At 68.8% G+C, this 21552-nt stretch carries 24 protein-coding genes; 14 read left to right on the top strand and 10 right to left on the bottom strand.

The genetic code is table 11. From position 1 onward, the window contains the following. Positions 1-44: 44 nt before the first annotated feature. From ABGI63_RS08000 to ABGI63_RS08045, 10 genes are all read left to right on the top strand, one after another. Complete coding sequence (locus ABGI63_RS08000) at positions 45-266, top strand: CopG family transcriptional regulator (RefSeq protein WP_262970156.1); 222 nt, start codon at positions 45-47, stop codon at positions 264-266. Then, complete coding sequence (locus ABGI63_RS08005; RefSeq protein WP_349741947.1) at positions 263-703, top strand: PIN domain-containing protein; 441 nt, start codon at positions 263-265, stop codon at positions 701-703. Before ABGI63_RS08000 ends, ABGI63_RS08005 begins: the two co-directional genes overlap by 4 nt. Further along, positions 691-1770: a histidinol-phosphate transaminase gene (gene hisC, locus ABGI63_RS08010; protein ID WP_349741948.1), complete on the top strand. Its 1080-nt coding sequence runs from the start codon at positions 691-693 to the stop codon at positions 1768-1770. Before ABGI63_RS08005 ends, hisC begins: the two co-directional genes overlap by 13 nt. Beyond that, a complete protein-coding gene (gene hisB, locus ABGI63_RS08015; protein WP_349741949.1) occupies positions 1767-2366 on the top strand; it encodes an imidazoleglycerol-phosphate dehydratase HisB in 600 nt (199 codons plus the stop codon). Before hisC ends, hisB begins: the two co-directional genes overlap by 4 nt. 1 nt (position 2367) lies before the next feature. Next, complete coding sequence (gene hisH / locus ABGI63_RS08020) at positions 2368-3015, top strand: imidazole glycerol phosphate synthase subunit HisH (RefSeq protein ID WP_349741950.1); 648 nt, start codon at positions 2368-2370, stop codon at positions 3013-3015. A 74-nt stretch (positions 3016-3089) separates the two neighbouring features. Beyond that, a complete protein-coding gene (hisA, locus tag ABGI63_RS08025) occupies positions 3090-3833 on the top strand; it encodes a 1-(5-phosphoribosyl)-5-[(5-phosphoribosylamino)methylideneamino]imidazole-4-carboxamide isomerase (RefSeq protein ID WP_137943716.1) in 744 nt (247 codons plus the stop codon). A 7-nt stretch (positions 3834-3840) separates the two neighbouring features. Further along, positions 3841-4614: an imidazole glycerol phosphate synthase subunit HisF gene (gene hisF / locus ABGI63_RS08030; RefSeq protein WP_262970151.1), complete on the top strand. Its 774-nt coding sequence runs from the start codon at positions 3841-3843 to the stop codon at positions 4612-4614. Beyond that, the gene (rsmD, locus tag ABGI63_RS08035) at positions 4611-5168 is read left to right on the top strand and encodes a 16S rRNA (guanine(966)-N(2))-methyltransferase RsmD (protein ID WP_349741951.1); all 558 of its coding nucleotides are present in this window, start codon (positions 4611-4613) and stop codon (positions 5166-5168) included. The genes hisF and rsmD overlap by 4 nt, the downstream gene beginning before the upstream one ends. 13 nt (positions 5169-5181) lie before the next feature. Further along, positions 5182-5679 carry a pantetheine-phosphate adenylyltransferase gene (gene coaD / locus ABGI63_RS08040; protein ID WP_349741952.1) on the top strand — a complete coding sequence of 166 codons (498 nt, stop codon included), beginning with the start codon at positions 5182-5184 and terminating at the stop codon, positions 5677-5679. Between the two features lie 11 nt (positions 5680-5690). After that, complete coding sequence (locus tag ABGI63_RS08045; protein WP_349741953.1) at positions 5691-5945, top strand: YfhL family 4Fe-4S dicluster ferredoxin; 255 nt, start codon at positions 5691-5693, stop codon at positions 5943-5945. Here the strand turns inward: ABGI63_RS08045 and ABGI63_RS08050 are convergent, their stop codons facing one another. Together ABGI63_RS08050 and ABGI63_RS08055 are read right to left on the bottom strand one after the other, a co-directional pair. After that, positions 5946-6488: a histidine phosphatase family protein gene (locus ABGI63_RS08050; protein WP_349741954.1), complete on the bottom strand. Its 543-nt coding sequence runs from the start codon at positions 6486-6488 to the stop codon at positions 5946-5948. Next, a complete protein-coding gene (locus ABGI63_RS08055; RefSeq protein ID WP_349741955.1) occupies positions 6481-7269 on the bottom strand; it encodes an adenosylcobinamide-GDP ribazoletransferase in 789 nt (262 codons plus the stop codon). The genes ABGI63_RS08050 and ABGI63_RS08055 overlap by 8 nt, the downstream gene beginning before the upstream one ends. A gap of 155 nt (positions 7270-7424) precedes the next feature. Between ABGI63_RS08055 and ABGI63_RS08060 the strand changes: the two genes are divergently transcribed. The 3 genes from ABGI63_RS08060 (at position 7425) to ABGI63_RS08070 (ending at position 10421) form a co-directional block, all read left to right on the top strand. Then, positions 7425-8129, top strand: coding sequence for a PEP-CTERM sorting domain-containing protein (locus tag ABGI63_RS08060; protein ID WP_349741956.1), 705 nt, complete (start codon positions 7425-7427; stop codon positions 8127-8129). Next, complete coding sequence (locus ABGI63_RS08065; RefSeq protein ID WP_349741957.1) at positions 8129-8587, top strand: hypothetical protein; 459 nt, start codon at positions 8129-8131, stop codon at positions 8585-8587. Before ABGI63_RS08060 ends, ABGI63_RS08065 begins: the two co-directional genes overlap by 1 nt. 76 nt (positions 8588-8663) lie before the next feature. After that, a complete protein-coding gene (locus tag ABGI63_RS08070) occupies positions 8664-10421 on the top strand; it encodes a monovalent cation:proton antiporter-2 (CPA2) family protein (RefSeq protein ID WP_349741958.1) in 1758 nt (585 codons plus the stop codon). Positions 10422-10429: 8 nt separating this feature from the next. On the opposite strand, the gene ABGI63_RS08075 is transcribed toward ABGI63_RS08070, so the two are convergent. Continuing rightward, positions 10430-11764 carry a sensor histidine kinase gene (locus tag ABGI63_RS08075; protein WP_349741959.1) on the bottom strand — a complete coding sequence of 445 codons (1335 nt, stop codon included), beginning with the start codon at positions 11762-11764 and terminating at the stop codon, positions 10430-10432. Further along, positions 11757-13298 carry a DUF3369 domain-containing protein gene (locus ABGI63_RS08080; protein WP_349741960.1) on the bottom strand — a complete coding sequence of 514 codons (1542 nt, stop codon included), beginning with the start codon at positions 13296-13298 and terminating at the stop codon, positions 11757-11759. Before ABGI63_RS08080 ends, ABGI63_RS08075 begins: the two co-directional genes overlap by 8 nt. A gap of 84 nt (positions 13299-13382) precedes the next feature. Between ABGI63_RS08080 and ABGI63_RS08085 the strand changes: the two genes are divergently transcribed. Continuing rightward, the gene (locus ABGI63_RS08085; protein ID WP_349741961.1) at positions 13383-15959 is read left to right on the top strand and encodes a hybrid sensor histidine kinase/response regulator; all 2577 of its coding nucleotides are present in this window, start codon (positions 13383-13385) and stop codon (positions 15957-15959) included. Here ABGI63_RS08085 and cobT read toward each other — a convergent pair. From cobT to bluB, 6 genes are read right to left on the bottom strand one after another with little or no spacing between them, the layout of a single operon-like run. After that, positions 15943-16971 carry a nicotinate-nucleotide--dimethylbenzimidazole phosphoribosyltransferase gene (gene cobT / locus ABGI63_RS08090; protein WP_349741962.1) on the bottom strand — a complete coding sequence of 343 codons (1029 nt, stop codon included), beginning with the start codon at positions 16969-16971 and terminating at the stop codon, positions 15943-15945. The two genes, ABGI63_RS08085 and cobT, sit on opposite strands and share 17 nt — an antisense overlap. After that, a complete protein-coding gene (locus tag ABGI63_RS08095) occupies positions 16968-18422 on the bottom strand; it encodes a cobyric acid synthase (RefSeq protein WP_349741963.1) in 1455 nt (484 codons plus the stop codon). The genes cobT and ABGI63_RS08095 overlap by 4 nt, the downstream gene beginning before the upstream one ends. After that, positions 18419-19393, bottom strand: coding sequence for an aminotransferase class I/II-fold pyridoxal phosphate-dependent enzyme (locus tag ABGI63_RS08100; protein WP_349741964.1), 975 nt, complete (start codon positions 19391-19393; stop codon positions 18419-18421). The genes ABGI63_RS08095 and ABGI63_RS08100 overlap by 4 nt, the downstream gene beginning before the upstream one ends. Next, positions 19390-20328, bottom strand: a complete 939-nt coding sequence (cbiB, locus tag ABGI63_RS08105; RefSeq protein ID WP_349741965.1) for an adenosylcobinamide-phosphate synthase CbiB — start codon at positions 20326-20328, stop codon at positions 19390-19392. The genes ABGI63_RS08100 and cbiB overlap by 4 nt, the downstream gene beginning before the upstream one ends. Beyond that, positions 20328-20897 carry a cob(I)yrinic acid a,c-diamide adenosyltransferase gene (gene cobO, locus ABGI63_RS08110; protein WP_349741966.1) on the bottom strand — a complete coding sequence of 190 codons (570 nt, stop codon included), beginning with the start codon at positions 20895-20897 and terminating at the stop codon, positions 20328-20330. The genes cbiB and cobO overlap by 1 nt, the downstream gene beginning before the upstream one ends. Then, the gene (gene bluB / locus ABGI63_RS08115; RefSeq protein ID WP_349741967.1) at positions 20887-21549 is read right to left on the bottom strand and encodes a 5,6-dimethylbenzimidazole synthase; all 663 of its coding nucleotides are present in this window, start codon (positions 21547-21549) and stop codon (positions 20887-20889) included. The genes cobO and bluB overlap by 11 nt, the downstream gene beginning before the upstream one ends. Between the last annotated feature and the right edge of the window lie 3 nt (positions 21550-21552).

The raw sequence follows: 21552 nt of genomic DNA on the forward strand, positions 1-21552 counted from the left end.
ACACGAACTTCGTGTTGCACGAACTTCGTGTTAAATTTCGAGCCATGAAGAACGTGACCGTCAGCATGGAGGACAGCGTCGCCGAATGGGCCCGGCTGGAGGCCGCGCGGCGCAATACCAGCGTGTCCCGCCTGGTCGGCGAGATGCTGGCCGAGAAGATGCGGCATGACGACGCCTATCAGCGGGCGCTGCAGGACTGGCTGCACCGCGAGCGCTCCTGGGTTTCGGACGGCGCGGCCTATCCGGCGCGGAGCGCTGAGGCATGAAGCCGGTCTTTGTGGATACCTCGGTGCTGATCCTCAGCGAGGACGGCGCCGATCCCGAGGCCCGGGTCAAGGCTCTGGCCTGGCTGATGCTGTTGTGGCAGCAGCGCGCCGGCCGGGTTTCGACCCAGGTGCTGAACGACTTCTACCGCCTGGTCACGACCCGCATCCAGCCGCCCATGCCCAATGGCGATGCGCGCGCCGAGGTGCGGCGCTACCAGCGCTGGAATCCCTGGGCGATCGACCATGCGACGGTCGAGAGCGCCTGGTCGATCGAGAGCCGCTTCGGCCTGGCCTATGCCGACGCGCTGATCGTCGCGGCCGCCAAGGCCCAGGGCTGCGAGCTGCTCTTGAGCCTGGAACTGCCGCACGAGCAGCAGCTCGACAGCGTGCGAATCCTCAATCCCTTGCAGAGCGAGCCGACCGCATGGACCGACTGACGCAACAAAGCCTGGCCCGCATCCGCGACGATGTGCGCGCCACCCAGGCCTATCCGGTGCAAAGCGCCGCCGGCCTGATCAAGCTGGACACGATGGAGAACCCGTTCCGGCTGCCCGAGGCACTGCAGCGCGAGCTGGGCGAGCGCCTGGGCCGGGTCGCGATCAACCGCTACCCTGCGGCGCGCACCGGCGTGCTGGCCGCCGCGCTGGCCGCGCGTGCCGGCATGCCGGCGGGCTGCGCCATCACGCTGGGCAATGGCTCGGACGAGATCATCACGATGCTGGCGATGGCGATCAGCCGCCCCGGCGCGAAGATCCTGTCGCCGCTGCCCAGTTTCGTGATGTACGAGATCTCGGCGCGCTACCAGGGCCTGGGCTTTGTCGGCGTGCCGCTGACGGCCGATTTCGAACTCGACGAGGCGGCGATGCTGGCCGCGATCGCGGAGCAGCAGCCGGCCCTGATCTATCTGGCCTATCCGAACAACCCGACCGCCAATCTGTGGGATGCCGGCGCTATCGAGCGCATCATCGAGGCGGCACCAGGCCTGGTGGTGATGGACGAGGCCTACCAGCCCTTTGCCGAGCGCGATGCGATGGGCCTGTTGGCCAGGTATCCGCATGTGCTGGTGATGCGCACGATGAGCAAGTTCGGCCTGGCCGGCGTGCGCATCGGCTATCTGATCGGCCAGCAGGCGCTGATCCAGGAAATTGACAAGGTCCGCCCGCCCTTCAATATCGGCGTGCTCAATGCCGAGGCCGGGCTGTTTGCGCTGGAGCATGCCGAGGTCTATGCGCAGCAGGCCGAGATCCTGCGCGCCGAGCGCGAGCGCCTGCTGGCCGAGCTGGCGCAAATGCCCGGAATCCAGCCTTTTCCGAGCCAGGGCAATATGATTCTGGCCAGGGTGGCCGACGCGGCACGCAGCTTCGACGCGATGAAGGCCAGTGGCGTGCTGATCAAGAATGTCTCGGCCATGCACCCGCTGCTGGCCAACTGCCTGCGCATCACGGTGGGCACGCCGGATGAAAACACGGCCATGCTGGCCGCCCTCACAGAGAGTCTGCAATGAGTACGCCAGAGCGCATCGCCGAAGTCAGCCGCAACACCAAGGAAACCCAGATCAGGGTACGCGTCAATCTGGACGGCACGGGCGAGGCCAAGCTCAACACCGGCATCGGTTTCTTCGACCATATGCTGGACCAGATCGCCCGCCACGGCCTGATCGACCTGGACATCGAGGCCAAGGGCGACCTGCACATCGATGGCCACCACACGGTCGAGGATGTGGGCATCACCTTGGGCCTGGCCGTGGCCCAGGCCATCGGCGACAAGAAGGGCATCACCCGCTACGGCCACAGCTATGTGCCGCTGGACGAGGCCTTGTCGCGCGTGGTGGTCGATTTCTCCGGCCGCCCGGGCCTGCAGATGGACTGCAAATTCACCGCTGGCAGCATCGGTGCTTTCGACACCCAGCTGACCTTCGAGTTCTTCCAGGGCTTCGTCAATCACGCGCTGGTCAGCCTGCATGTCGACAACCTGAAGGGCCATAACGCCCACCACCAGGCCGAGACCATGTTCAAGGCCTTCGGCCGCGCGCTGCGGATGGCGATGACCTTGGATCCGCGCAGCGCCGGCGTCATCCCGTCCACCAAAGGCTCGCTCTGACATGAGACGTACCGTCGCCGTCGTCGATTACGGCATGGGCAATCTGCGCTCGGTGTCGCAGGCCGTGCTGCATGTGGCGCAGGACTCGGGCCTGGACGTGGTGATCACCGCCAAACCCGAGGAGGTCTATGCCGCCGAGCGGGTCGTGCTGCCGGGCCAGGGCGCGATGCGTGACTGCATGCGCGAGCTGGCCGACTCCGGTCTGAAGGAGGCCGTGCTCGACGCCGCCGCGAACAAGCCGCTGATGGGTGTCTGCGTCGGCATGCAGATGCTCTTGGACCACAGCGAGGAACAGGACACGCCGGGCCTGGGCCTGATCCCGGGCCAGGTCAGGCGTTTCCGGCTCGAAGGCCAGATCCAGCCCGATGGCAGCCGCTACAAGGTGCCGCAGATGGGCTGGAACCGTGTGCGCCAGAGCCGGCCCCACCCGATCTGGGCCGGCGTGCCCGACGAATCCTGGTTTTATTTCGTGCACAGTTTTTATGCGCAGCCGTTAGATGCGCACCACAGCGCGGGGGAAACCGAGTACGGCCTGCGCTTTACCTGTGCGGTGGCCCGGGATAATATTTTTGCTACCCAATTCCACCCTGAGAAAAGTGCCGCGCTCGGGCTTGCCCTGTACCGCAACTTCCTGCTTTGGAAGCCTTGAGGACATCCACGTCTTCTTCCCCTGCACTTGGTCTCACCCCTCTTCTCCCCTTTCTCACCACCCCTGCCTCGGCCATGCTGCTGATCCCTGCGATTGACCTGAAAGACGGCAAGTGTGTTCGCCTTGAACAAGGCGACATGAATGTCTCCACCACCTTTGGCGAGGACCCCGCCGCGATGGCCCGAAGATGGGTGGACGCCGGCGCGCGCCGCCTGCATCTGGTGGACCTCAACGGCGCCTTCGCCGGCAAACCGGTCAACGAACCGGCCATCAAGGCCATCCTGCGCGAGGTCGGCAGCGAGATCCCGGTGCAGCTGGGGGGCGGTATCCGCGACCTCGACACCATCGAGCGCTATCTCGACGACGGCCTGAGCTACATCATCATCGGCACGGCCGCGGTCAAGAACCCCGGCTTTCTGCAGGACGCGGCCACCGCCTTCGGCGGCCACATCATCGTCGGCCTCGATGCCAAGGACGGCAAGGTCGCGACCGACGGCTGGAGCAAGCTGACCGGCCACGAGGTGATCGATCTGGCCAAGAAGTTCCAGGACTACGGTATCGAGGGGGTGATCTACACCGATATCGGCCGCGACGGCATGCTGACCGGCATCAATATCGAGGCCACCGTCAAGCTGGCGCGGGCGCTGACCATCCCGGTGATCGCTTCCGGCGGCCTGTCGAATATGGCCGATATCGAGGCGCTGTGCGCGGTCGAGGACGAGGGCGTCGAGGGCGTGATCTGCGGCCGCGCCATCTACACCGGCGCGCTCGACCTGGCCGCCGCCCAGGTGCGCGCCGACGAGCTGAGCCGGGGCTGAGCGGGCGATGCTGGCCAAGCGCATCATCCCCTGCCTGGACGTGACCGGCGGTCGCGTCGTCAAGGGCATCAACTTCCTGGAGCTGCGCGACGCCGGTGATCCGGTCGAGATCGCCGCCCGCTACAACGAGCAGGGCGCCGACGAGCTGACCTTTCTGGACATCACCGCGACCAGCGATGGCCGCGACCTGATCCTGCACATCATCGAGGCCGTCGCCAGCCAGGTCTTCATCCCGCTGACCGTGGGCGGCGGCGTGCGCGAGGTGGCCGATGTGCGGCGCCTGCTGAACGCCGGGGCCGACAAGGTCAGCTTCAACTCGGCCGCGATCGCCAACCCGCAAGTCATCCGCGATGCGTCCGACAAGTACGGCGCCCAGTGCATCGTCGTCGCGATCGATGCCAAGCGTCGCGCTGATGGTGATTCACGTGGCCAGGGCTGGGATGTCTACAGCCACGGCGGCCGCAAGAACACCGGCCTGGATGTCGTGAGCTGGGCCAGGCAGATGGCCGAGCATGGCGCCGGCGAGATCCTCTTGACCAGCATGGACCGTGACGGCACGAAGAGCGGCTTCGACTTGGCGCTGACCCGCGCCGTCAGCGACGCGATCAATGTGCCGGTGATCGCTTCCGGCGGTGTCGGCTCGCTCGACGATCTGGCCGATGGTGTGCAGCAGGGCGGCGCCGATGCGGTGCTGGCCGCCAGCATCTTTCACTATGGTCAGCACACGGTCGGCGAGGCCAAGGCCTTGATGGCGGCGCGTGGGATTCCTGTTCGTCAATGAGTGAGGTTCGCATCATTGGCGGCCAGTGGAAGCGATCGAAGCTTCCAGTGGCCACCAAGCCGGGATTGCGCCCGACCTCCGACCGAGTGCGCGAAACCCTGTTCAACTGGCTGGGCCAGGATCTCGACGGCTGGCGGGTGCTCGATGCCTTTGCCGGCAGCGGCGCGCTGGGCTTCGAGGCGGCATCGCGCGGTGCCGACGAGGTGCTGCTGCTGGAGCGCGACGCCGAGCTGGCGCGCAGCCTGAAGGCCAGCGCCCTGCGGCTGAAGGCCGAGCAACTGCGCGTCGAGTGCACCGATGCCCTGGGCTGGATGGCCCGCTCTGCGCCGGCCCGTTTCGAGCTGGTGCTGCTCGACCCGCCATTCGGCCAGGCACTGTTCCTACCGGCCCTGCACGCCGCCACGCCGCTGCTGGTGTCCGGCGGCCTCATCTATCTGGAAGCGCCAGAACCGATTGCGGCGCCACCCGAACTGGGGCTCGAAGTCTGGAAATCGGGCCGGGCCGGGGCTGTTCACTACCAGTTGCTGCGGCGCGGGGATAATCCGGGCGTCTAACCAGGAGCGCCGTTTGACCTCTGTGACTGTTCTCACCGCCGTCTATCCCGGCACCTTCGATCCGATGACGCTGGGTCATGAGGATCTGATCCGCCGTGCCAGCCGCTTGTTCGAGCGGCTGATCATCGCGGTGGCGGCCGGCCATCACAAGCGCACGATGTTCACGATCGAGGAGCGCCTGGCGATGGCCCAGGAGCTGTCGTCCAAGTACCCGAATATCGAGGTGATCCCCTTCCGCGGCCTGCTGCGCGACTTCGTCATCGAGAACGGCGGCAAGGTGGTGGTGCGCGGCCTGCGCGCCGTCAGCGACTTCGAGTACGAATTCCAGATGGCCGGCATGAACCGCCAGCTGATGCCCGATGTCGAGACCGTCTTCCTGACCCCCTCGGATCATTACCAGTTCATCTCCAGCACCTTTGTGCGCGAGATTGCCACCTTGGGCGGTGATGTTTCCAAATTCGTGTCACCCTCGGCGCGCGCGCGTTTGGAAGAGCGCATCAAGAAAGGTTGAGTGGTAGTTTTATGGCGCTGATGATCACGGACGAATGCATCAACTGCGATGTCTGCGAGCCCGAGTGCCCCAATCAGGCGATCTCGATGGGCGAGGAGTTCTACCAGATCGCCCCTGACAAATGCACCGAATGCGTCGGCCATCATGAGGAGCCGCAGTGCGTGGCGCTGTGCCCGGTGGCCTGCATCCCGGTCAACCCGGCCCATGTCGAAAGCCGCGAGACCCTGATGCAGAAGTATCTGCGGCTGACGGCCCAGGCCGCCTGATCAGACAAGCCGCCAGAGCTCGCCGTAGCGCGGCGCGGCCGGCCAATCGGCGGCCGATGCCGGCGGCGGCCTGCCCTCCGACACCCAGCGCCTGGCCAGCATCCAGCCGCCGTGGCTGACCACCAGCACCGGTTTCCGCGCCGGCCACGCGCCGGCCCTGGCCAGCAGTGCATTCAGCGCCTCGCCACCGCCCGGCGCATGGGCGCCGAAGTCCGCACACCAGGCATCGACCTGGGCCCGGCCGATGGCCTGCCAGGGCTGGCCCTCCCAGCGGCCGAAGTCCAGTTCCAGCAGCGCTGCATCGATCCGATGGGTCCAGCCCCAGCGCCGCAGCCAGGCGCCGACCTCGCGGCAGCGCCGCAGCGGCGAGCTGTGGATGCAATGCGGCAGGCGCTCGCGCCGGGCCGTGGCCTGGATGCGGCGGGCCAGGCGCTTGGCGCGGCGCCAATGCACTGGCAGATCGGTGCCGGCGCCGATGCAGCGCCCGGCCGCCCCCTCGGGCCGCGGATGGCGCCAGGCCCAGACGCTCTGGTCTTCAGACATGGGCCAGCCAGGCCAGCAGCGCGGCCAGCTCCACCACCTGCTGGGTCGCGCCCAGGTTGTCGCCGGTATAGCCGCCCAGGCGTCGGTTCAGCCAGGCCTGCATCGCCCGGGTCGCGACGGCGGCCGCCAGCACGGCCAGGCCCAGCTGCGACAGCCACGGCGGCTGTTGCCAGGCGATCCCCAGGCTCAGCAGCAGCACCCAGAGCAAGGCGGTGAGCAGCGTCGCGATGCTGGCCTGGGTGGCCAGCGGCTTGGCCTTGGCATGATCCTCATCGCCGGCATAGGGCAGGGCGCGTATCAGCCAGACCGGCGCGGCCCGCGAGGCACAGTGGGCCCAGACCAGGGCCGTCATCGCCAGCAGCCAGTCCTGCTCCACGAGAGCAAGCAGCACGGCCGCCTTCAGCCCCAGCATCAGGATCAGCCCCAGCGCGCCATAGCTGCCGATGCGCGAGTCCTTCATGATCAGCAAGGCCTTGTCGCGGCTGACCGCGCCGCCCAGGCCGTCGCAGGTATCGGCCCAGCCGTCCTCGTGGAAGCCGCCGGTCAGCCAGACGCCGGCCGCCATCGCCAGGCCCACCGCCACGCCGGCCGGCCACAGCCATAGCGCGGCCCACAGCACCAGCGCGCTGAAAGTACCGACCAGGAGGCCTACCAGCGGGAAATGGCGCGCGCAATGCTGCAGCCACAGCGGCTCGAACCCCACCCAGCGCGGAATCGGCACCCGGGTGAAGAATTGCAGGGCAATGAAGAACAGACGGAGTTCGTGGAGGACGAGGCGCATGCGCGGGCGAGAGCGGGAGGCCGGCCGATTATCGTCGGGGCGCCTGGCGAGTCGCAGCGGCTTCGTTTCTCGGGATTGATGCCGGCCGGGCTCTTGGCTAAGGTGGCGGCCGTGATCAAGCCCTGTCCATCTGCATCCTCATGCCGGAGAACCCTATGAAGCCGCCCATTCTCAAATCAAGCCTCCGTCTGGCCGCCGCCGCACTCGCTGTGGCGCATGCCGCCAGCTGGGCCGCCGACGGTTATGTGACGACCAACGAGGCCAAGCTGGATGCGATCTTCTCGCAGGCCGGTTTTGCGGCTGCCAACAAGATAGACATTCGTTTCAACAGCCAGACAAGCATCATCGATGCCAGCCTGACCTCGATCGACAGCTTTGCCGAGTGGAACAAGATGGCCGGGCTGGCCGTCAACCTCGATGCGCCCGTCGTCAATATGTTCTTTGTCGACAAGGTGCGCTGGTGCGGCGATCCGGGCAGCAATATCGTGGGCTGCGCGGACACGCCCGGCAACCTGATGGCGCTCGACTCCAGCTGGGCGGCCCATGCGAGCCTCGGCGGCAATCTGCTCGCTCATGAACTGGCCCACAACCTGGGGCTGGGTCATGTGCTGCCGAACAATGGCAGCAATCTGATGAACCCGACGCTGTCGACCAGCTTTGCGCTGACCGCCGCCCAGATCACCACCATCCTGGGCAGCGCCCTGGTGCAAAGCGATGCGCAGGGCAAGTTCATCACGATCCAGCCGATCGCCGTGCTGGCTACCGCGCCGGTGCCCGAGCCCGCCAGCTGGGCCATGCTGCTGTTGGGCGGTGTGCTGCTGGTCGGCGCGACACGCGGGCGCGGCCTGGGCCAGGCCTGATGTGGCTGGCCCGCTGGCTGAGTTGCCTGTCGCTGCTGTGGGGCGTCACCCTGGCCGCCGCTGAGCCGCTGCCGCGCCGCGATCTGGGCGGTTTCTCGCTGCAGCTGCCGGCGACCGTGGCGCAGCAGGCGGGCGGCATCGACTCGAAAGCAGGCCGGCTGCATGGCGACGGCTTGCTGATCGACTACGACCTTGGCCTGTACAGCGATCCCCTGCTGAACCGCGACGGCGTCAGCGGCTACGAGGAGAAGCCGGTGCTGGTGGACGGCCGGCCGGCACGGCTGGTGCGCTGGCGGCAGCAAGACTCGAAGCGCTATTTCATCGGCCTGCACCTGCCGGAGCTGCGCGTGACGCCGATGGGTCCGATCCGGCTGACCCTGCTGGCTCAGACCAGCGATGCGACCCGGCTTGACGACATCCAGGCCTTGCTGCTGAGCTTGCGCCTGACGAAGCACTGAGATCCCGCCATCGCGACTGCAGGGAGAATGCGCACGCTGATCCGGCGTGAACGGTTTGACGTGCGAAAGGGAAGAGATGGCGGCAGAGGGAAGTGCAGGGGACCTGATCAAGGTCGTGACCCTGCTGGGGGCGGCGGTGGTGGCGGTGCCGCTGTTCAAGCGATTGGGTCTGGGTTCGGTGCTGGGCTATCTGGCGGCCGGCCTGGTCATCGGGCCCTTCGGCCTGGGCCTGTTCAGCGATGCGCAGACGATTCTGCACATCGCCGAGCTGGGCGTCGTGATGTTTCTGTTCGTCATCGGCCTGGAGATGCGGCCCTCGCATCTGTGGGCCCTGCGCCGCGCCATCTTTGGCCTGGGCAGCCTGCAGGTGGTGGTCTGCGGCGCCTTGCTGACCGGGGTCGGCCTGGCCTTTGGTTTCCCGCTGGACGTGTCCTTCGTCAGCGCGATGGGCTTTGTGCTGACCTCGACCGCCATCGTGATGCAGCTGCTCGGCGAGCGCGGTGACAGCGCCGCGCCGCGCGGGCAGAAGATCGTCGCCATCCTGCTGTTCGAGGACCTGCTGATCGTGCCCCTGCTGGCCCTGGTGGCCTTTATCGCACCGGCCTCGGCCGCTGCGCCGGCGGCGGCCGGCTCGCGCTGGGGCGCGGTGCTGCTGGGCCTGGGGGCGCTGGCGGCGCTGGTGGCCGTCGGCCTGTGGCTGCTGAACCCGCTGTTCCGGGTGCTGGCGCGCGCCAAGGCGCGCGAGGTGATGACGGCCGCGGCCCTGCTGGTGGTGCTGGGCGCGGCCCTGCTGATGCAGCTCGGCGGCCTGTCGATGGCGCTGGGCGCCTTCCTGGCCGGGGTGCTGCTGTCGGAGTCGAGCTTTCGCCATCAGCTGGAGGCCGATATCGAGCCCTTCCGCGGTCTGCTGCTGGGGCTGTTCTTCATCGGCGTCGGCATGGCGCTGGACCTGGCGGCGGTGGCTCAGAACTGGCAGCTGATCATCGCCGGCGTGCTGGCGATGATGGTGGTCAAGACCCTGTGCATCTATGCGGTGGCGCGCCTGGCGCGGGCCTCGCACGCCGATGCGATCGACCGCGCGGTGCTGATGGCCCAGGGCGGCGAGTTCGCCTTCGTGCTCTATGCGGCGGCGCTGGCGGCCGGTGTCATCGACGCCGAGGTCAATGCGAACATGACGGCCATCGTCGTGCTGTCGATGGCGCTGACCCCGCTGACCGTGCTGGCGCTGCGCCGCCTGACGCCCAAGATCAAGCCCTCGATGGAGGGCATCGAGCGGCCCGAGAACCTGGCCGCCAGCGTGCTGATCATCGGCTTCGGCCGCTTCGGCCAGGTGGCCAGCCAGGCGGTGCTGGCACGCGGTGCCCAGATCACCATCATCGACAACGACACCGAGGTGATACGGGATGCCGCCGAGTTCGGCTTCAAGGTCTATTACGGCGACGGCGACCGCGCCGACGTGCTGCATGCGGCCGGCGCCCACCATGCGCGGGTGATTCTGGTCTGCATCAATGACAAGGCCGCGGTCAACCGCATCGTCGAGCAGGCGCGCATGAGCTGCGCCCAGGCCAAGCTGCTGGTACGGGCCTATGACCGCGAGCATGCGCACGAGCTGCTGAAGGCCGATGTCGATTACCAGATCCGCGAGACCTTCGAGTCGGCCATGGCGCTGGGCCGCGAGGCGGCGCTGGCCAGCGGCGCGACGCCGGACGAGGCCGACGAGGTGATGACCGAGGTGCGCCGGCGCGATACCGAGCGCTTCGAGCTGGAGGCGGTCGGTGGCATCTTCGCCGGCCGGGCGATGATTCTGGGCAATGTGCCGGCCAAGGACGCCTGAGGCCGGGCTCAGACGCTGTTGCGCGGCAGCCTGATCACAAAGCCCAGGCCCGCTCCGGGTTCCGTATCCAGCTGCACCGAGCCGCCCAGGCGCTGGCTGAGGGTCTGCACGATGTGCAGGCCCAGGCCCGAGCCGCCGTCGCCGCGCTTGGTGCTGAAGAAGGGCTCGAACAGGCGCGGCCGGATCTCGTCGGGCACGCCGTTGCCGTTGTCGCGCAGGCGCAGCTCAATCCAGTCCTCGCCGTGCTGGCGCAGCCCGACCGCGATGCGGCGCTCGGACCGGCCCTCGAAGGCATGGGTGATGGCATTGAGCAGTAGGTTGGAGATGATTTGCGACAGCATGCCGCCGGCCATGCGCACCGGCAGCCGTTCCGGCGCGTCCAGCAGCACCTCGACCTGGGCCTTGCGCAGCACCGGCTGATGGGTGCGGATGATGGCGCGCAGATAGTCGACCAGGTCCAGCGGCAGGGCCAGCTCGCTGCTCTGGTCCACCGCCAGGGTCTTGAAATTGCCCACCAGGGTGGCGGCCCGGGCCAGATTGCTGCACACCAGGCCGGCCGCGCTTTCGACGCGCCGCGCCAGGCCCTGCAGCTCGCTGCGGCTGACCTTGTCGCCGGCCAGCATGGCCAGCATCTCGCGCGCGAACTCCTCCATGCCCGAGGCCGCCGTCACCGCGATGCCGATCGGCGTGTTGACCTCGTGCGCGACCCCCGCCACGAGGCCGCCCAGCGCGGCCAGCTTCTCGCGCTCCACCAGCGTGGCCGTGGCATGGCGCAGCTCCTCGGTGCGCGCCAGCACCAGGCCTTCCAGCTCGGCTTCGCGGTCCTGGTGCTGCAGCTCGGCGGCGCCGCGGGCCGCAAAGATCGACAGCAGGGACAGGGCCAGCAGATGCTTGTCGGCATCGATCTCACGTTTGTCCAGCGCCACCAGAATGCCCAGGCTGGCGCCCGTCGTGCCCACCATGGGCATGCCCACATAGCTTTGCGCGCCCATCTCGCCGAGCAGATGGTCGTCCGGATAGGCCTGCTGCACCCCGCAGGGGTAGAAGCACATGCTCTGGTCGGCCACATTGCTGCAGGGCGTGCCCTTCAGCGAGTAGCTCATATTCGGCAGCCAGTCGGCACCGCCCCAGACGGCCAGGGTCTGGATGCCCTCGCCACCCTCGAAGGGGATCAGCCGGCCGGCAATCACATAGGCCACGTCCAGCGCGGCGGCCAGGTCCTTGACCAGCACGCGGAAGAAGGCCTCGCCCTGCACGCGCGAGGTCGACAAGGTGATCGAGCGCAGCGCGGCCTCGGCCAGCCGGCGCTTCTCGATCTCGTTGAAGAGTGGCGTTTCAGGCATCGGGGTAACGCTCGTAGATGTCGCGCAGCTCGGGCAGGCGCTCCAGCAGCAGGCTCACCAGCTTGGGGTCGAACTGGCGGCCGGACTCGGCGCGCAGATAGTCGATGGCCTGCTCGAATGGCCAGCGCTGCTTGTAGCAGCGGGTGCTGACCAGCGCGTCCATCACATCGGCCAGCGCGACGATACGGCCGACGATATGGATCTGCTCGCCGGCCAGGCCGCGTGGATAGCCCAGGCCGTCCCAGCGCTCATGGTGCTCGTGGGCGATGGTCGCGCCCAGCTGCAGGATGCGCTTGTCGCTCTTGCTGAGCAGCTCGTAGCCGATGCGGGCATGGGTCTTCATGACCTCCCACTCCTCCTCGTCGAGCTTGCCCGGCTTGTTCAGCACCCGGTCCGGGATGCCGATCTTGCCGACATCGTGCAGCGGCGCGGCCTGGCGCAGAAACTCCACATCCGAAGCGGCCAGGCCCACCGCATCGCCCAGCAGCGCCGACAGCTCGGCGACGCGGCGCACATGCGAGCCGGTTTCCTTGGAGCGCTTCTCGACCGCCTCGCCCAGGATGAAGACGGTGGAGCGCTGGGTTTCCTGGATCTCCTCGCGCAGCAGCAGGGTCTCGTAGGTGATCGCGACATTGGCGCAGAAGATCTCCAGCAGCTCGCGAGCCGTCTCGTCGACCGGCTCGGAAAACACCATATAGAGCAGGCTCTCGTTGCCGGTGCTGCTGCGGTAGTAGCCGACGAAGTGGTAGTCGTCGAAATGGCTTTGCTGCGAGCTCAGCGCCCGGTTCAGCGCTTCGCGCACCTCGGCGGGCAGGGTTTCCAGCTCCTCCTCGACCAGCAGGCGTGAGTACTCGGCCGTGGCCGCCAGCACCTTGAGCCGGCCCTCGACATGCGAGGCAGCATAGGCCGACACCCGGCTGGCGCTGAAGCCCTGGGCGTCCAGGCCCAGCAGATGGGAGACCTGCTCCAGCACCGCCGAGGCGAAGCGGCGCAGGTTCTGCGAGTCGTAGACCTTGGTGATCGCATCGATGGAGCGGCGCAGCGCCTGGCGCGAGGCCTCGATGATCATGATGTCGCGGTAGCTGCGCAGCGCCGAATAGAAGACGGTGATCAGCTTGCGCTTGGTCAGCTCGGTCTTTTCCTTGTAGTCATTGATGTCATAAGTCTTGATGACATGCTCTTCGGGCGCCTGGCCCGGCTGGCCGGTGCGCAAGACGATGCGCACATGGTGGTTCTGCTGCACCTCGCGGATATGGCGGGCCAGATCCAGCCCGGCATGCTCGCTCTCCATCACGACGTCGAGCAGTATCAGCGCGATGTCCTGGCGATGGGCCAGCAGCTCGCGCGCCTCGACGCCGCTATAGGCATCGAGGAACTGCAGGCGTCGACCGCCGAACTCGAAATCGGCCATCACCAGCTGGGTGACTTCATGGACGGCGGGGTCGTCGTCGACAATCATCACCACCCAGGGGTCCAGCGAGCGGCTGGCTTGGGGCGCGCCCGGCGTTTCGTCCGCAAATACCAGGTCCGTCATGGATGGCCTTTTGAGAGTCGGCGTTCAGGAGATTATGAGCATGGCCGGGTGGCTTGGGCAGCAGAAAAGTAGGGCAATCCAGCGATGACTGCGATTCATGAGCATGGCGATCTGTTGCGCGAGCTCGGCACCAATCTGGGCCTGCTGAGCCTGCTGGTGCTGGCCTATGCACTGCTGGCGCCGGCCCGGCAGCCGGACGGGCGGCGCTGGGGCTGGCGGGAACTGGCCCTGGGCCTGGCCTTCGGCCTGGCCGGCGTGCTGGCCCAGCTGGCCCCGCTGACCTTGGAGGGCGGGCTGAAGACCGATGCCCGCGGGGTGATGCTGGCTCTGGCCGGCGCCTACCTGCCCCTGCCCAGCGCGTTGCTGGCCCTGGTTCTCAGCGCGGGCTTCCGTCTGCTGATGACACAGCCGCTGGGCTGGCTGGGTGCGGCCGGCATGGCCATGGCCGTGCTGCTGGGCTGGCTGTGGGCGCGCTGGTGGAACGCCTGGTGGGCCGGCCATCGCCGGCGCTGGGTGCGCCCTGTGTGGCTGATGAGCCTGGGCCTGGCCGTGGCCGCGATGGGCCTGGCGATGGCACAGCTGTTGCCGGGCGATCTGGGGGCGCGGCTGGCGCGCAGCGTCGGCCCGGCGCTGAGCCTGGCCTTTGTGCTGGGCAGCCTGGGCCTGGGCCTGCTGCTGGACCTGGTGCTGGCCCACCGGCGCACGATGCTGGCGCTGCGCCAGGCCCTGCATGAGCGCGAGCTGAGCCAGGCCCAGCTGGAGCTGGCCTTGGAAGCCAGCGGCGCGGCGCAATGGGAGTGGCAGATCGATGCACAGCTGATGGTGCTCAGCGAGCGCTTCTATCGCCAGCTGGGTTATCAGCCCGGCGCCTTCGAGGCCACGGTCACGCAATGGCGGGCGATGCTGCATCCCGAGGACGTCGAGCGCGCGGTGTCGACCGCGCTGGCCGCCGCACGCAGCCCGGCCGGCACCTATGTCAGCGAATACCGGATGCGCGACGCCGACGGCGAATGGCGCTGGCTGCTGTCGCGCGGCCGGGTGGTGCGGCGCGGACAGCAGGGCGAGCCGCTGCTGATGGTGGGCAGTCATCTGGACATCGATGTGCTGCGGCGCCAGCAGGCCGCGCTGCTGGAGTCGCATGAGCGCTTCCAGCAGATCTACCAGACCACGCCCGATGCCATGGGCATCACCCGCATCGCCGACGGGCTCTATCTCGATGTCAACGAGGCCTTTGTCCAGATGACGGGCTATGCGCGCGACGAGGTGCTCGGACGCACCAGCACCGAGCTGGGCGTCTGGGCCGAGCCGCAGCAGCGAGCCTTGCTGATCGAGACCTTTCGCCGCGAGGGGCTGGTCGACTCGATGGAAATGCAGGTACGTCATCGCGACGGCCGGCTGCTGGACGGGCTGATGTCGGTGCGTCTGCTCCGGCAGCACGGCGAAGACTGCATGCTTTTCATCTACCGCGACATTACCGAGCGACAACGTCTGCTGCGCGATGCCGAGGCCGCGCGCGCCGAAACCGCGGCGGCGGCGGCGGCCAATCTGGCCAAGACCGAATTCCTGTCCCGCATGAGCCATGAGCTGCGCACGCCGCTGAACGCGGTGCTGGGCTTCGCCCAGCTGCTGCTGACCGCGTCCGAGCCGGCGCTGCGCGAGCGCCAGCGCGCCCAGGTCGAGGCCATCGCCCAGGCCGGCTGGCATCTGCTGGACCTGATCAATGATGTGCTGGATGTGGCTCGCATCGAGGCCGGACAGCTGCAGCTGCAGACCCAGGCGCTGGCGCTCGAGCCGCTGCTCGACGAGTCGCTGGAACTGCTGGCGCCGCAGATTGCCGCCCAGCGGATCCGGTTGCAGCGGGACCTCGCCGGCCCGGCGCTGCCCTTGCTGGAGGCCGATCCGGTGCGGCTGCGCCAGGCCCTGGTCAACCTGCTCAGCAATGCGGTCAAGTACAACCGCCCGGGTGGCACGCTGAGCATCACCGCCGAGCGTCATGCCGACCATCTGGCGCTGCACATCGCCGACACCGGCATCGGCATGAGCGCGCAGCAGCTGGCTCATCTCTACGAGCCCTTCAACCGCCTGGGCCGGGAACGCGAGGCGATCGAGGGCACCGGCATCGGCCTGGTGCTGACCCGCTATCTGCTGGGCCTGATGGGGGCGCAGCTGAGGCTGGAGAGCCGGCAGGGCGAGGGGACGGTGGCCCATCTGCGCCTGCCGCTGGCTCGCCAGGCGGCCTTGCCGCAAGACCCGAACCCGGAGGCCGCGCCCGCCGCCCTGCCGAGGGGACGGCTGCTCTATATCGAGGACATGGCGGTGAACCGCCTGCTGGTACAGCAGATGCTGGCCGACTGGCCGGGCCTGTCCCTGCATATGGCCGAGGATGGTGCCCAGGGCCTGCGGCTGGCGGCCGAGCTGCGACCGGACCTGCTGCTGCTGGACATGCGCCTGCCGGACATGGATGGCATCGAGCTGCTGCGCCGGCTGCGTGCCGACCCGGCCTGTGCCGGGCTGCGCGTGGTCGCGCTGTCGGCCAATGCGATGCCCGAGGAGGTGGCGCGGGCGCTCGCGGCCGGAGCCGAGGACTACTGGACCAAGCCGCTGCAGCTGCAGCGCTTCCGCGCCGACCTGCAGCGCCTGCTGCTCAGGACTTCTGGCTGACGCCGGCCGATGCGAAGCTGGCCATCTCGGCCAGGATGCGGCAGGCGGACTCCAGCAGCGGCCAGGCCAGCGCCGCGCCCGAGCCCTCGCCCAGGCGCAGGCCCAGATCGATCAGCGGCTCGGCGCCCAGCGCTTCGAGCATCAGCCGATGGCCGGCCTCCTGGGAGGCGTGGGCGAACACGCAACGCTCCAGCACCGCCGGCTGCAGTTTCGCCGCCACCAGCACCGCCGCGCCACAGATGAAGCCGTCGACGACGATCACGCGCCGCTCCAGCGCCGCCTGCAGCACCGCGCCCACCATCATCGCGATCTCGAAACCGCCGAAGGCCGCCAGCGCCGCCAGCGGCGTGGCCGCCTCGCCATGGCGCTGCAGCACCTGGCGCAGGATGTCGGTCTTGTGCTGAAGCTGCGCATCGTCAAGACCTGTCCCCCGGCCGGTGCAGTCGGCAATCGGCAGGCCTTGCAGCCGCGCCAGCAGCAGGGCCGCCGCCGAGGTATTGCCTATGCCCATCTCGCCCAGCAGCAGCACATTGCCCGGCTGCTTGTGCAACAGGTTCTTGCCGGCGGCAATCGCGGTGGCGCACTGGTCGGCGCTCATCGCCGGCCCCTGCAGCGCATCGGCCGTGCCCGGCGCGATCTTGGCGATGATCAGGCCCTCGCGCGGTGCGAAGTCGTGAGCCACGCCGGCATCCACCACGCTCAGGGCCAGGCCGTGCTGGCGCGCCAGCACGCTGACCGCCGCACCGCCGGCCAGGAAGTTCTCGACCATCTGCCAGCTCACATCGCTGGGGTAGGCCGACACGCCGCGCGCCGCCAGGCCGTGGTCGCCGGCGAACACCATCAGCTGCGGCTCGCGCAATTGCGGTGTCTCGCTGCCCAGGATCAGGCCGAGGCGCAGCATCAGCGTCTCCAGCCGGCCCAGGGCGCCCAGCGGCTTGGTCTTGGCGTCGATGCGGCGCTGCAGGGCCAGGGCCAGCTCGGGGTCTTGCAGGGAGGGGATGTGGGGAATCATGGCTTGATCAGGCCCATCAAGGTGCCTGCCTGGAAATGTTCATCGATGTAGTCGGCCAGGCCCTCGAACACGCTGTCCAGGGTCGGCAGGTTCTGGCCGAACAGCGCGGCCATCACGGCCGGCTGCTCGAACAGGCCGTGGGCATAGCAGCCCAGCACCGAGCCCTGCTGCCAGCCTATGGCCTCGCCGGTGTCGCTGCTGACGGCCACATGTGCGGCGGGCAGCGAGGGATGCTGGGCCGTGCGGCCGTGGTGGATCTCGTAGCCGCTGGCCTGGATGCCGGCCAGGGCCTGCCAGCAGCCGTCCAGGCCGGCCTCGAAGCGCAGTTCGGCCGGGCGCAGCAGCTTCTCGCGCTCGAAGCGGGTGACCAGCGGCAGCAGGCCCAGGCCCGGCGCATTGCCGTCCAGGCCGTGCGGATCGATCAAGGCCTCGCCCAGCATCTGCAGGCCGCCGCAGATGCCCAGCAGCGGCTTGCCGGCTGCGGCATGGCGGGCGATGGGGGCATCGAGCTGCTGGGCGCGCAGCCAGGCCAGATCGGCGGCCACGGCCTTCGATCCCGGCAGGATGATCCAGTCGGCGCCGTCCAGCTCGGCCGGCGTTCGGGCCCAGACCAGGCGCACGCCGGGCAGGCTGCGCAGGGGCTGGAACTCGTCGAGGTTGGACAGGCGCGGATAGGCGACGACGGCAATCTTCAGACCCGAGCCCGAGGGCGCGTCGTCGAACACGCCGTCCTCTTCCGGCAGCCCATGGCCGCGCCACATCGGCAGCACCGCGACGGTGGGCACGCCGGTCAGCGCCTGCAGCTGCTCGGGCCCCGGCGCCAGCAGAGTAGCGTCGCCGCGGAAGCGGTTCAGCACAAAGCCCTTGATCAGTGCGCGCTCGTGTGCGGGCAGCAGCTGGTGGGTGCCGTAGAGATGGGCAAAGGCGCCGCCGCGGTCGATGTCGGTGACCAGCAGGCAGGCGGCCTTGGCCTCCAGCGCGGTGCGCATATTCACATAGTCGCTGGCATGCAGATTGATCTCGGCCGGCGAGCCGGCGCCCTCGATCACGAGCACATCGTTCTCGGCCAGCAATTCGTGCAGCGCTGCTCGTGCGGTGGGCCAGATCTTCTCGCTGCGGCCGCGCCAGGGCATCGCGCCCAGCTCGGCGCTGACCTCGCCCATCAGCACCACCTGGCTGCGGGTATCGGCCTCGGGCTTCAGCAGCACCGGGTTCATCCGCACCTCGGGCGTGCGGCGCGCGGCCAGGGCCTGGAAGTACTGGGCGCTGCCGATCTCGCCCATGGCCCCATTCAAGCCGGGGACCACACGGGCGTTATTGCTCATGTTCTGCGCCTTGTAGGGCGCGACCTTGAGCCCCTGGCGGGCATACCAGCGGCACAGCGCGGTGGCCAGCCAGCTCTTGCCGGCGCCACTGGTCGTGCCCAGAACCATCACAGCCTTGGCCGTCATTGCGTGATCACTTTCTTCAATGCCAGCTGCGATTGTGGCGGCAGGGTCGCGACGCGCACCCAGCCCGGCAGGCCGAAGGAGCTGGCGTCGCGCAGCTTGATGCCATGGGCGCGCAGGGCCTCGTGGTCCAGCGGCGCGGCCGGCCGGGCCAGCCAGAAGGGCGTGCAGCTCTCGCGCTGCTGCCAGCTCAAGCGCGCCAGCATCTCGCGCTGCTGCACGCTCCAGCGCCGCAGCTGGGCGCGCGATTCGGCCAGCCAGGCCTGGATCTCGGGCCGGTGCAGCTGCATCAGCAAGACCTGGCCCTCGGCCGACAGCACCCAGCTGGCCGCCAGCTGCCTCATGCTTTGCGTCAGGGCGCCTTCGTCGGGCGCAATCAGGTAGGCGGCGCGCACGCCGGTGTGGCCCAGGGCCTTGTTGGGACAGTGCAAGGCCCAGCAGTTCGATGGCAGCGCCGGCACCATGCCGGCCAGGCGCAGCGGTTCATAGGCGCGGTCCAGCACGGTCAGCGCCGCGCGCGCGGCGACGGCCGCGATCTGCGCGCTGGCCAGGCTCTCGCCTGTCGGGTTGCAGGGCTCGCAGATCCAGACCATGGCCTCGCTACCCAGATCTTTCAGCAACTGCGTGACATCCGCATAGGGCCGCACGCGCAGGCCCAGTGCCTGGGCCGCCGCCGCATAGTCGCCGAAGCCGGGCGAGGGCACCCAGACCTCGCGCAGCCCCTGCAGCAGCGCGGCCAGGCTCAGCCGGCGTATCGCCTCGGCGCCGCCGGAGGCCGGCAGGATGCGCCCGGACGGTACGCCATGGGCGAGCCCCAGCTGCTCGCGCAGCGCCAGGTAGTGCGGGTCCGGGTAGCGGCACCGGTCGGCAGCTTGCAAGGCCGCGCTCAGCGATGCCGGTGCCGGCAGCGGGTTCGCATTGGTCGAGAAGTCGTGCAGCAGGGTCGGGCCGCTGTCACTGCCACCGTGGGTCATGTCGGCAGCCTCAGGCTCAGGGCCGCGAAGGCAAGCAGGAGCGCACAGCCCAGCATCGCGCGCCGTGCCAGGCCGGCGGCGCGCCGCAGATCGGCGCCCTGCGGCGCGGCGCCAGCGTCGTTGAGGCTGTAGACGCCCGGCTTGGCCAGGCGCAGATTCAAGCGCAGCGCCATCGCCGCCATCGGCCAGCCGCTATTGGGCGAGGGCGTGCGCCGTGCCTCGGTGAGCAAGCGCATCTGCAGCATCGGGTTGATCCCGGTGATGGCCCAGGCGGTGAGGCGGGCCGGTATCCAGCTCAGCACATCGTCGGCCCGCGCGGCCCACTTGCCCGACCATTCGCGATGATCGCGATAGCCCCACATCGCATCGGCGGTGTTGGCAAAGCGGTAGACCGCAGCGCCGGGCAGGCCGGCGATCACGAACCAGAACAGCGGCGCGACGACCGAGTCGTTGAGGTTCTCGGCCAGGGTCTCGATGGCGGCCTCGCGCACCTCGGCCGCATCGAGCGCGGCGGTGTCGCGGCTGACCAGGCGCGCCAGCTGGGCCCGCCCGGCCTGCAGCGATTCGCCCAGCGCGCGCTCCACCGCCAGCACCTCGTCGACCAGCATGGCCCAGGCCAGCAGCGGCTTCAGCAGCAGGCCCAGCACCAGCGCGCCACCCAGCAGGGCCGGCCAGGAGGTCCAGGGCTGCAGCCCCTGCATCAGCGCGATCTCCAGCCCCAGCGCCAGCGCCGCGACGAGCAGCGCGCCCAGCAGCCAGACCAGCGCGCCGCCGGTGAAGGCCCGGGCCGGTGGCATCGCGGCCAAGCGTGCGCCGAAGGCATTGAGATAGCGGCCGATGCCCACCACGGGATGTGCCCAGGCCGGTGGCTCGCCCAGCAGGCGGTCCACCAGCAAGGCGACCCCCATGGCCAGCGGCAGCAGCAGCGCGGTCATCAATCCTCGATACCGCGCTGGGCCGGCACGCCGGCCTTGAAGTGATGCTTGACCATGGCCATCTCGGTGACCGTGTCGGCCAGGTCTATCAGCTCCTGCGGCGCGCCGCGCCCGGTCAGCACCACATGCACATGGGCGGGGCGCTCGCGCAAGGCCTGCAGCACCGGCTCCAGCGCGACCCAGCCATAGCGCAGCGGATACATGATCTCGTCGAGCACGACCAGAAAGGTCTCGCCGGCGCGTATCGTCGCCTCGGCCTGCGCCCAGCCATGACGGGCCAGCTCGGCGCTGTGGTCCAGGTCCTTGCTCTTCCACGAGAAGCCGTCGCCCAGGCCGATGATGGGCACGCCCAATTGTTCGAACACCCGGTGCTCGCCGAAGCGGGCGCTGGGCACCTTCATGAACTGGTAGATCTTGACCGTCTTGCCGCGGCCATGGGCGCGCAGCGCCAGGCCGAAGGCGGCCGTGCTCTTGCCCTTGCCGGGGCCGGTGTGGACCAGGATCAGGCCGCGGCGCTCGGCCGTGGGAATGATGCGTTCGCGGTCGACCGGGGGCTTCTCAATTTCCATCTTGGGCACTCCAAAAATCGTTCATCAACAACTCGTCCAGCGGCCGGCGCCGGCGCCAGCCCTCGAGCTCAAGCATCGGTGCCTCGTAGAAGCCGTCGACCGGTCCCAGGCACAGCAGGCCCAGCGGCTGCGCACCCTCGGGCAGACGCAGGAGCGCGGCCAGCTGGCGCGGCTCGAACATCGAGACCCAGCCCAGGCCCAGGTTCTCGGCACGGGCGGCCAGCCAGAGGTTCTGCACCGCGCCGCCGACCGAGCACAGCGCCATCTCGCGTGGCATGCTGCGCCGGCCGAAGACGGTGCCGTCATCCGGCGGCAGCACGATGGCCAGCAGCTCGGCGCATTCGCGCAAGCCCTCGACCTTGAGTCTCAGAAACTCGTCGCTGCGCTCGCCCAGCGCCGCGGCCGTGGCCTGGCGCTCGGCCTCGACCACGGTGATGATCTGCGCGCGCAGCACCGCATCGCGGATGCGCAGCACCCGCCAGGGCTGCATCAGCCCGACCGAGGGCGCCTGGTGCATGGCCTGCAGCAGGCGCTGCAGCTGATCTTCCGGCAGCAGCTGGCCCGGCTTGAAATGCCGGGTGTCGCGGCGCAGCGCGATCACGCGATAGATGGCGTCGCGCTGGGCCTCGTCGAAGCGGTGCTGGGCGTCCATGGC

This window comes from Roseateles cavernae (assembly GCF_040187885.1).
GTDB classification, from domain to species: Bacteria; Pseudomonadota; Gammaproteobacteria; order Burkholderiales; family Burkholderiaceae_C; genus Roseateles_E; species Roseateles_E cavernae.

Excerpts from the sequence above, each read along its gene's own strand:
- ABGI63_RS08000 (WP_262970156.1), top strand. The coding sequence starts at position 45 with ATGAAGAACGTGACCGTCAGCATGGAGGACAGCGTCGCCGAATGGGCC.
- ABGI63_RS08005 (WP_349741947.1), top strand. The coding sequence starts at position 263 with ATGAAGCCGGTCTTTGTGGATACCTCGGTGCTGATCCTCAGCGAGGAC.
- hisC (WP_349741948.1), top strand. The coding sequence starts at position 691 with ATGGACCGACTGACGCAACAAAGCCTGGCCCGCATCCGCGACGATGTG.
- hisB (WP_349741949.1), top strand. The coding sequence starts at position 1,767 with ATGAGTACGCCAGAGCGCATCGCCGAAGTCAGCCGCAACACCAAGGAA.
- hisH (WP_349741950.1), top strand. The coding sequence starts at position 2,368 with ATGAGACGTACCGTCGCCGTCGTCGATTACGGCATGGGCAATCTGCGC.
- hisA (WP_137943716.1), top strand. The coding sequence starts at position 3,090 with ATGCTGCTGATCCCTGCGATTGACCTGAAAGACGGCAAGTGTGTTCGC.
- hisF (WP_262970151.1), top strand. The coding sequence starts at position 3,841 with ATGCTGGCCAAGCGCATCATCCCCTGCCTGGACGTGACCGGCGGTCGC.
- rsmD (WP_349741951.1), top strand. The coding sequence starts at position 4,611 with ATGAGTGAGGTTCGCATCATTGGCGGCCAGTGGAAGCGATCGAAGCTT.
- ABGI63_RS08045 (WP_349741953.1), top strand. The coding sequence starts at position 5,691 with ATGGCGCTGATGATCACGGACGAATGCATCAACTGCGATGTCTGCGAG.
- ABGI63_RS08050 (WP_349741954.1), bottom strand. The coding sequence starts at position 6,488 with ATGTCTGAAGACCAGAGCGTCTGGGCCTGGCGCCATCCGCGGCCCGAG.
- ABGI63_RS08055 (WP_349741955.1), bottom strand. The coding sequence starts at position 7,269 with ATGCGCCTCGTCCTCCACGAACTCCGTCTGTTCTTCATTGCCCTGCAA.
- ABGI63_RS08060 (WP_349741956.1), top strand. The coding sequence starts at position 7,425 with ATGAAGCCGCCCATTCTCAAATCAAGCCTCCGTCTGGCCGCCGCCGCA.
- ABGI63_RS08065 (WP_349741957.1), top strand. The coding sequence starts at position 8,129 with ATGTGGCTGGCCCGCTGGCTGAGTTGCCTGTCGCTGCTGTGGGGCGTC.
- ABGI63_RS08070 (WP_349741958.1), top strand. The coding sequence starts at position 8,664 with ATGGCGGCAGAGGGAAGTGCAGGGGACCTGATCAAGGTCGTGACCCTG.
- ABGI63_RS08075 (WP_349741959.1), bottom strand. The coding sequence starts at position 11,764 with ATGCCTGAAACGCCACTCTTCAACGAGATCGAGAAGCGCCGGCTGGCC.
- ABGI63_RS08080 (WP_349741960.1), bottom strand. The coding sequence starts at position 13,298 with ATGACGGACCTGGTATTTGCGGACGAAACGCCGGGCGCGCCCCAAGCC.
- ABGI63_RS08085 (WP_349741961.1), top strand. The coding sequence starts at position 13,383 with ATGACTGCGATTCATGAGCATGGCGATCTGTTGCGCGAGCTCGGCACC.
- cobT (WP_349741962.1), bottom strand. The coding sequence starts at position 16,971 with ATGATTCCCCACATCCCCTCCCTGCAAGACCCCGAGCTGGCCCTGGCC.
- ABGI63_RS08095 (WP_349741963.1), bottom strand. The coding sequence starts at position 18,422 with ATGACGGCCAAGGCTGTGATGGTTCTGGGCACGACCAGTGGCGCCGGC.
- ABGI63_RS08100 (WP_349741964.1), bottom strand. The coding sequence starts at position 19,393 with ATGACCCACGGTGGCAGTGACAGCGGCCCGACCCTGCTGCACGACTTC.
- cbiB (WP_349741965.1), bottom strand. The coding sequence starts at position 20,328 with ATGACCGCGCTGCTGCTGCCGCTGGCCATGGGGGTCGCCTTGCTGGTG.
- cobO (WP_349741966.1), bottom strand. The coding sequence starts at position 20,897 with ATGGAAATTGAGAAGCCCCCGGTCGACCGCGAACGCATCATTCCCACG.
- bluB (WP_349741967.1), bottom strand. The coding sequence starts at position 21,549 with ATGGACGCCCAGCACCGCTTCGACGAGGCCCAGCGCGACGCCATCTAT.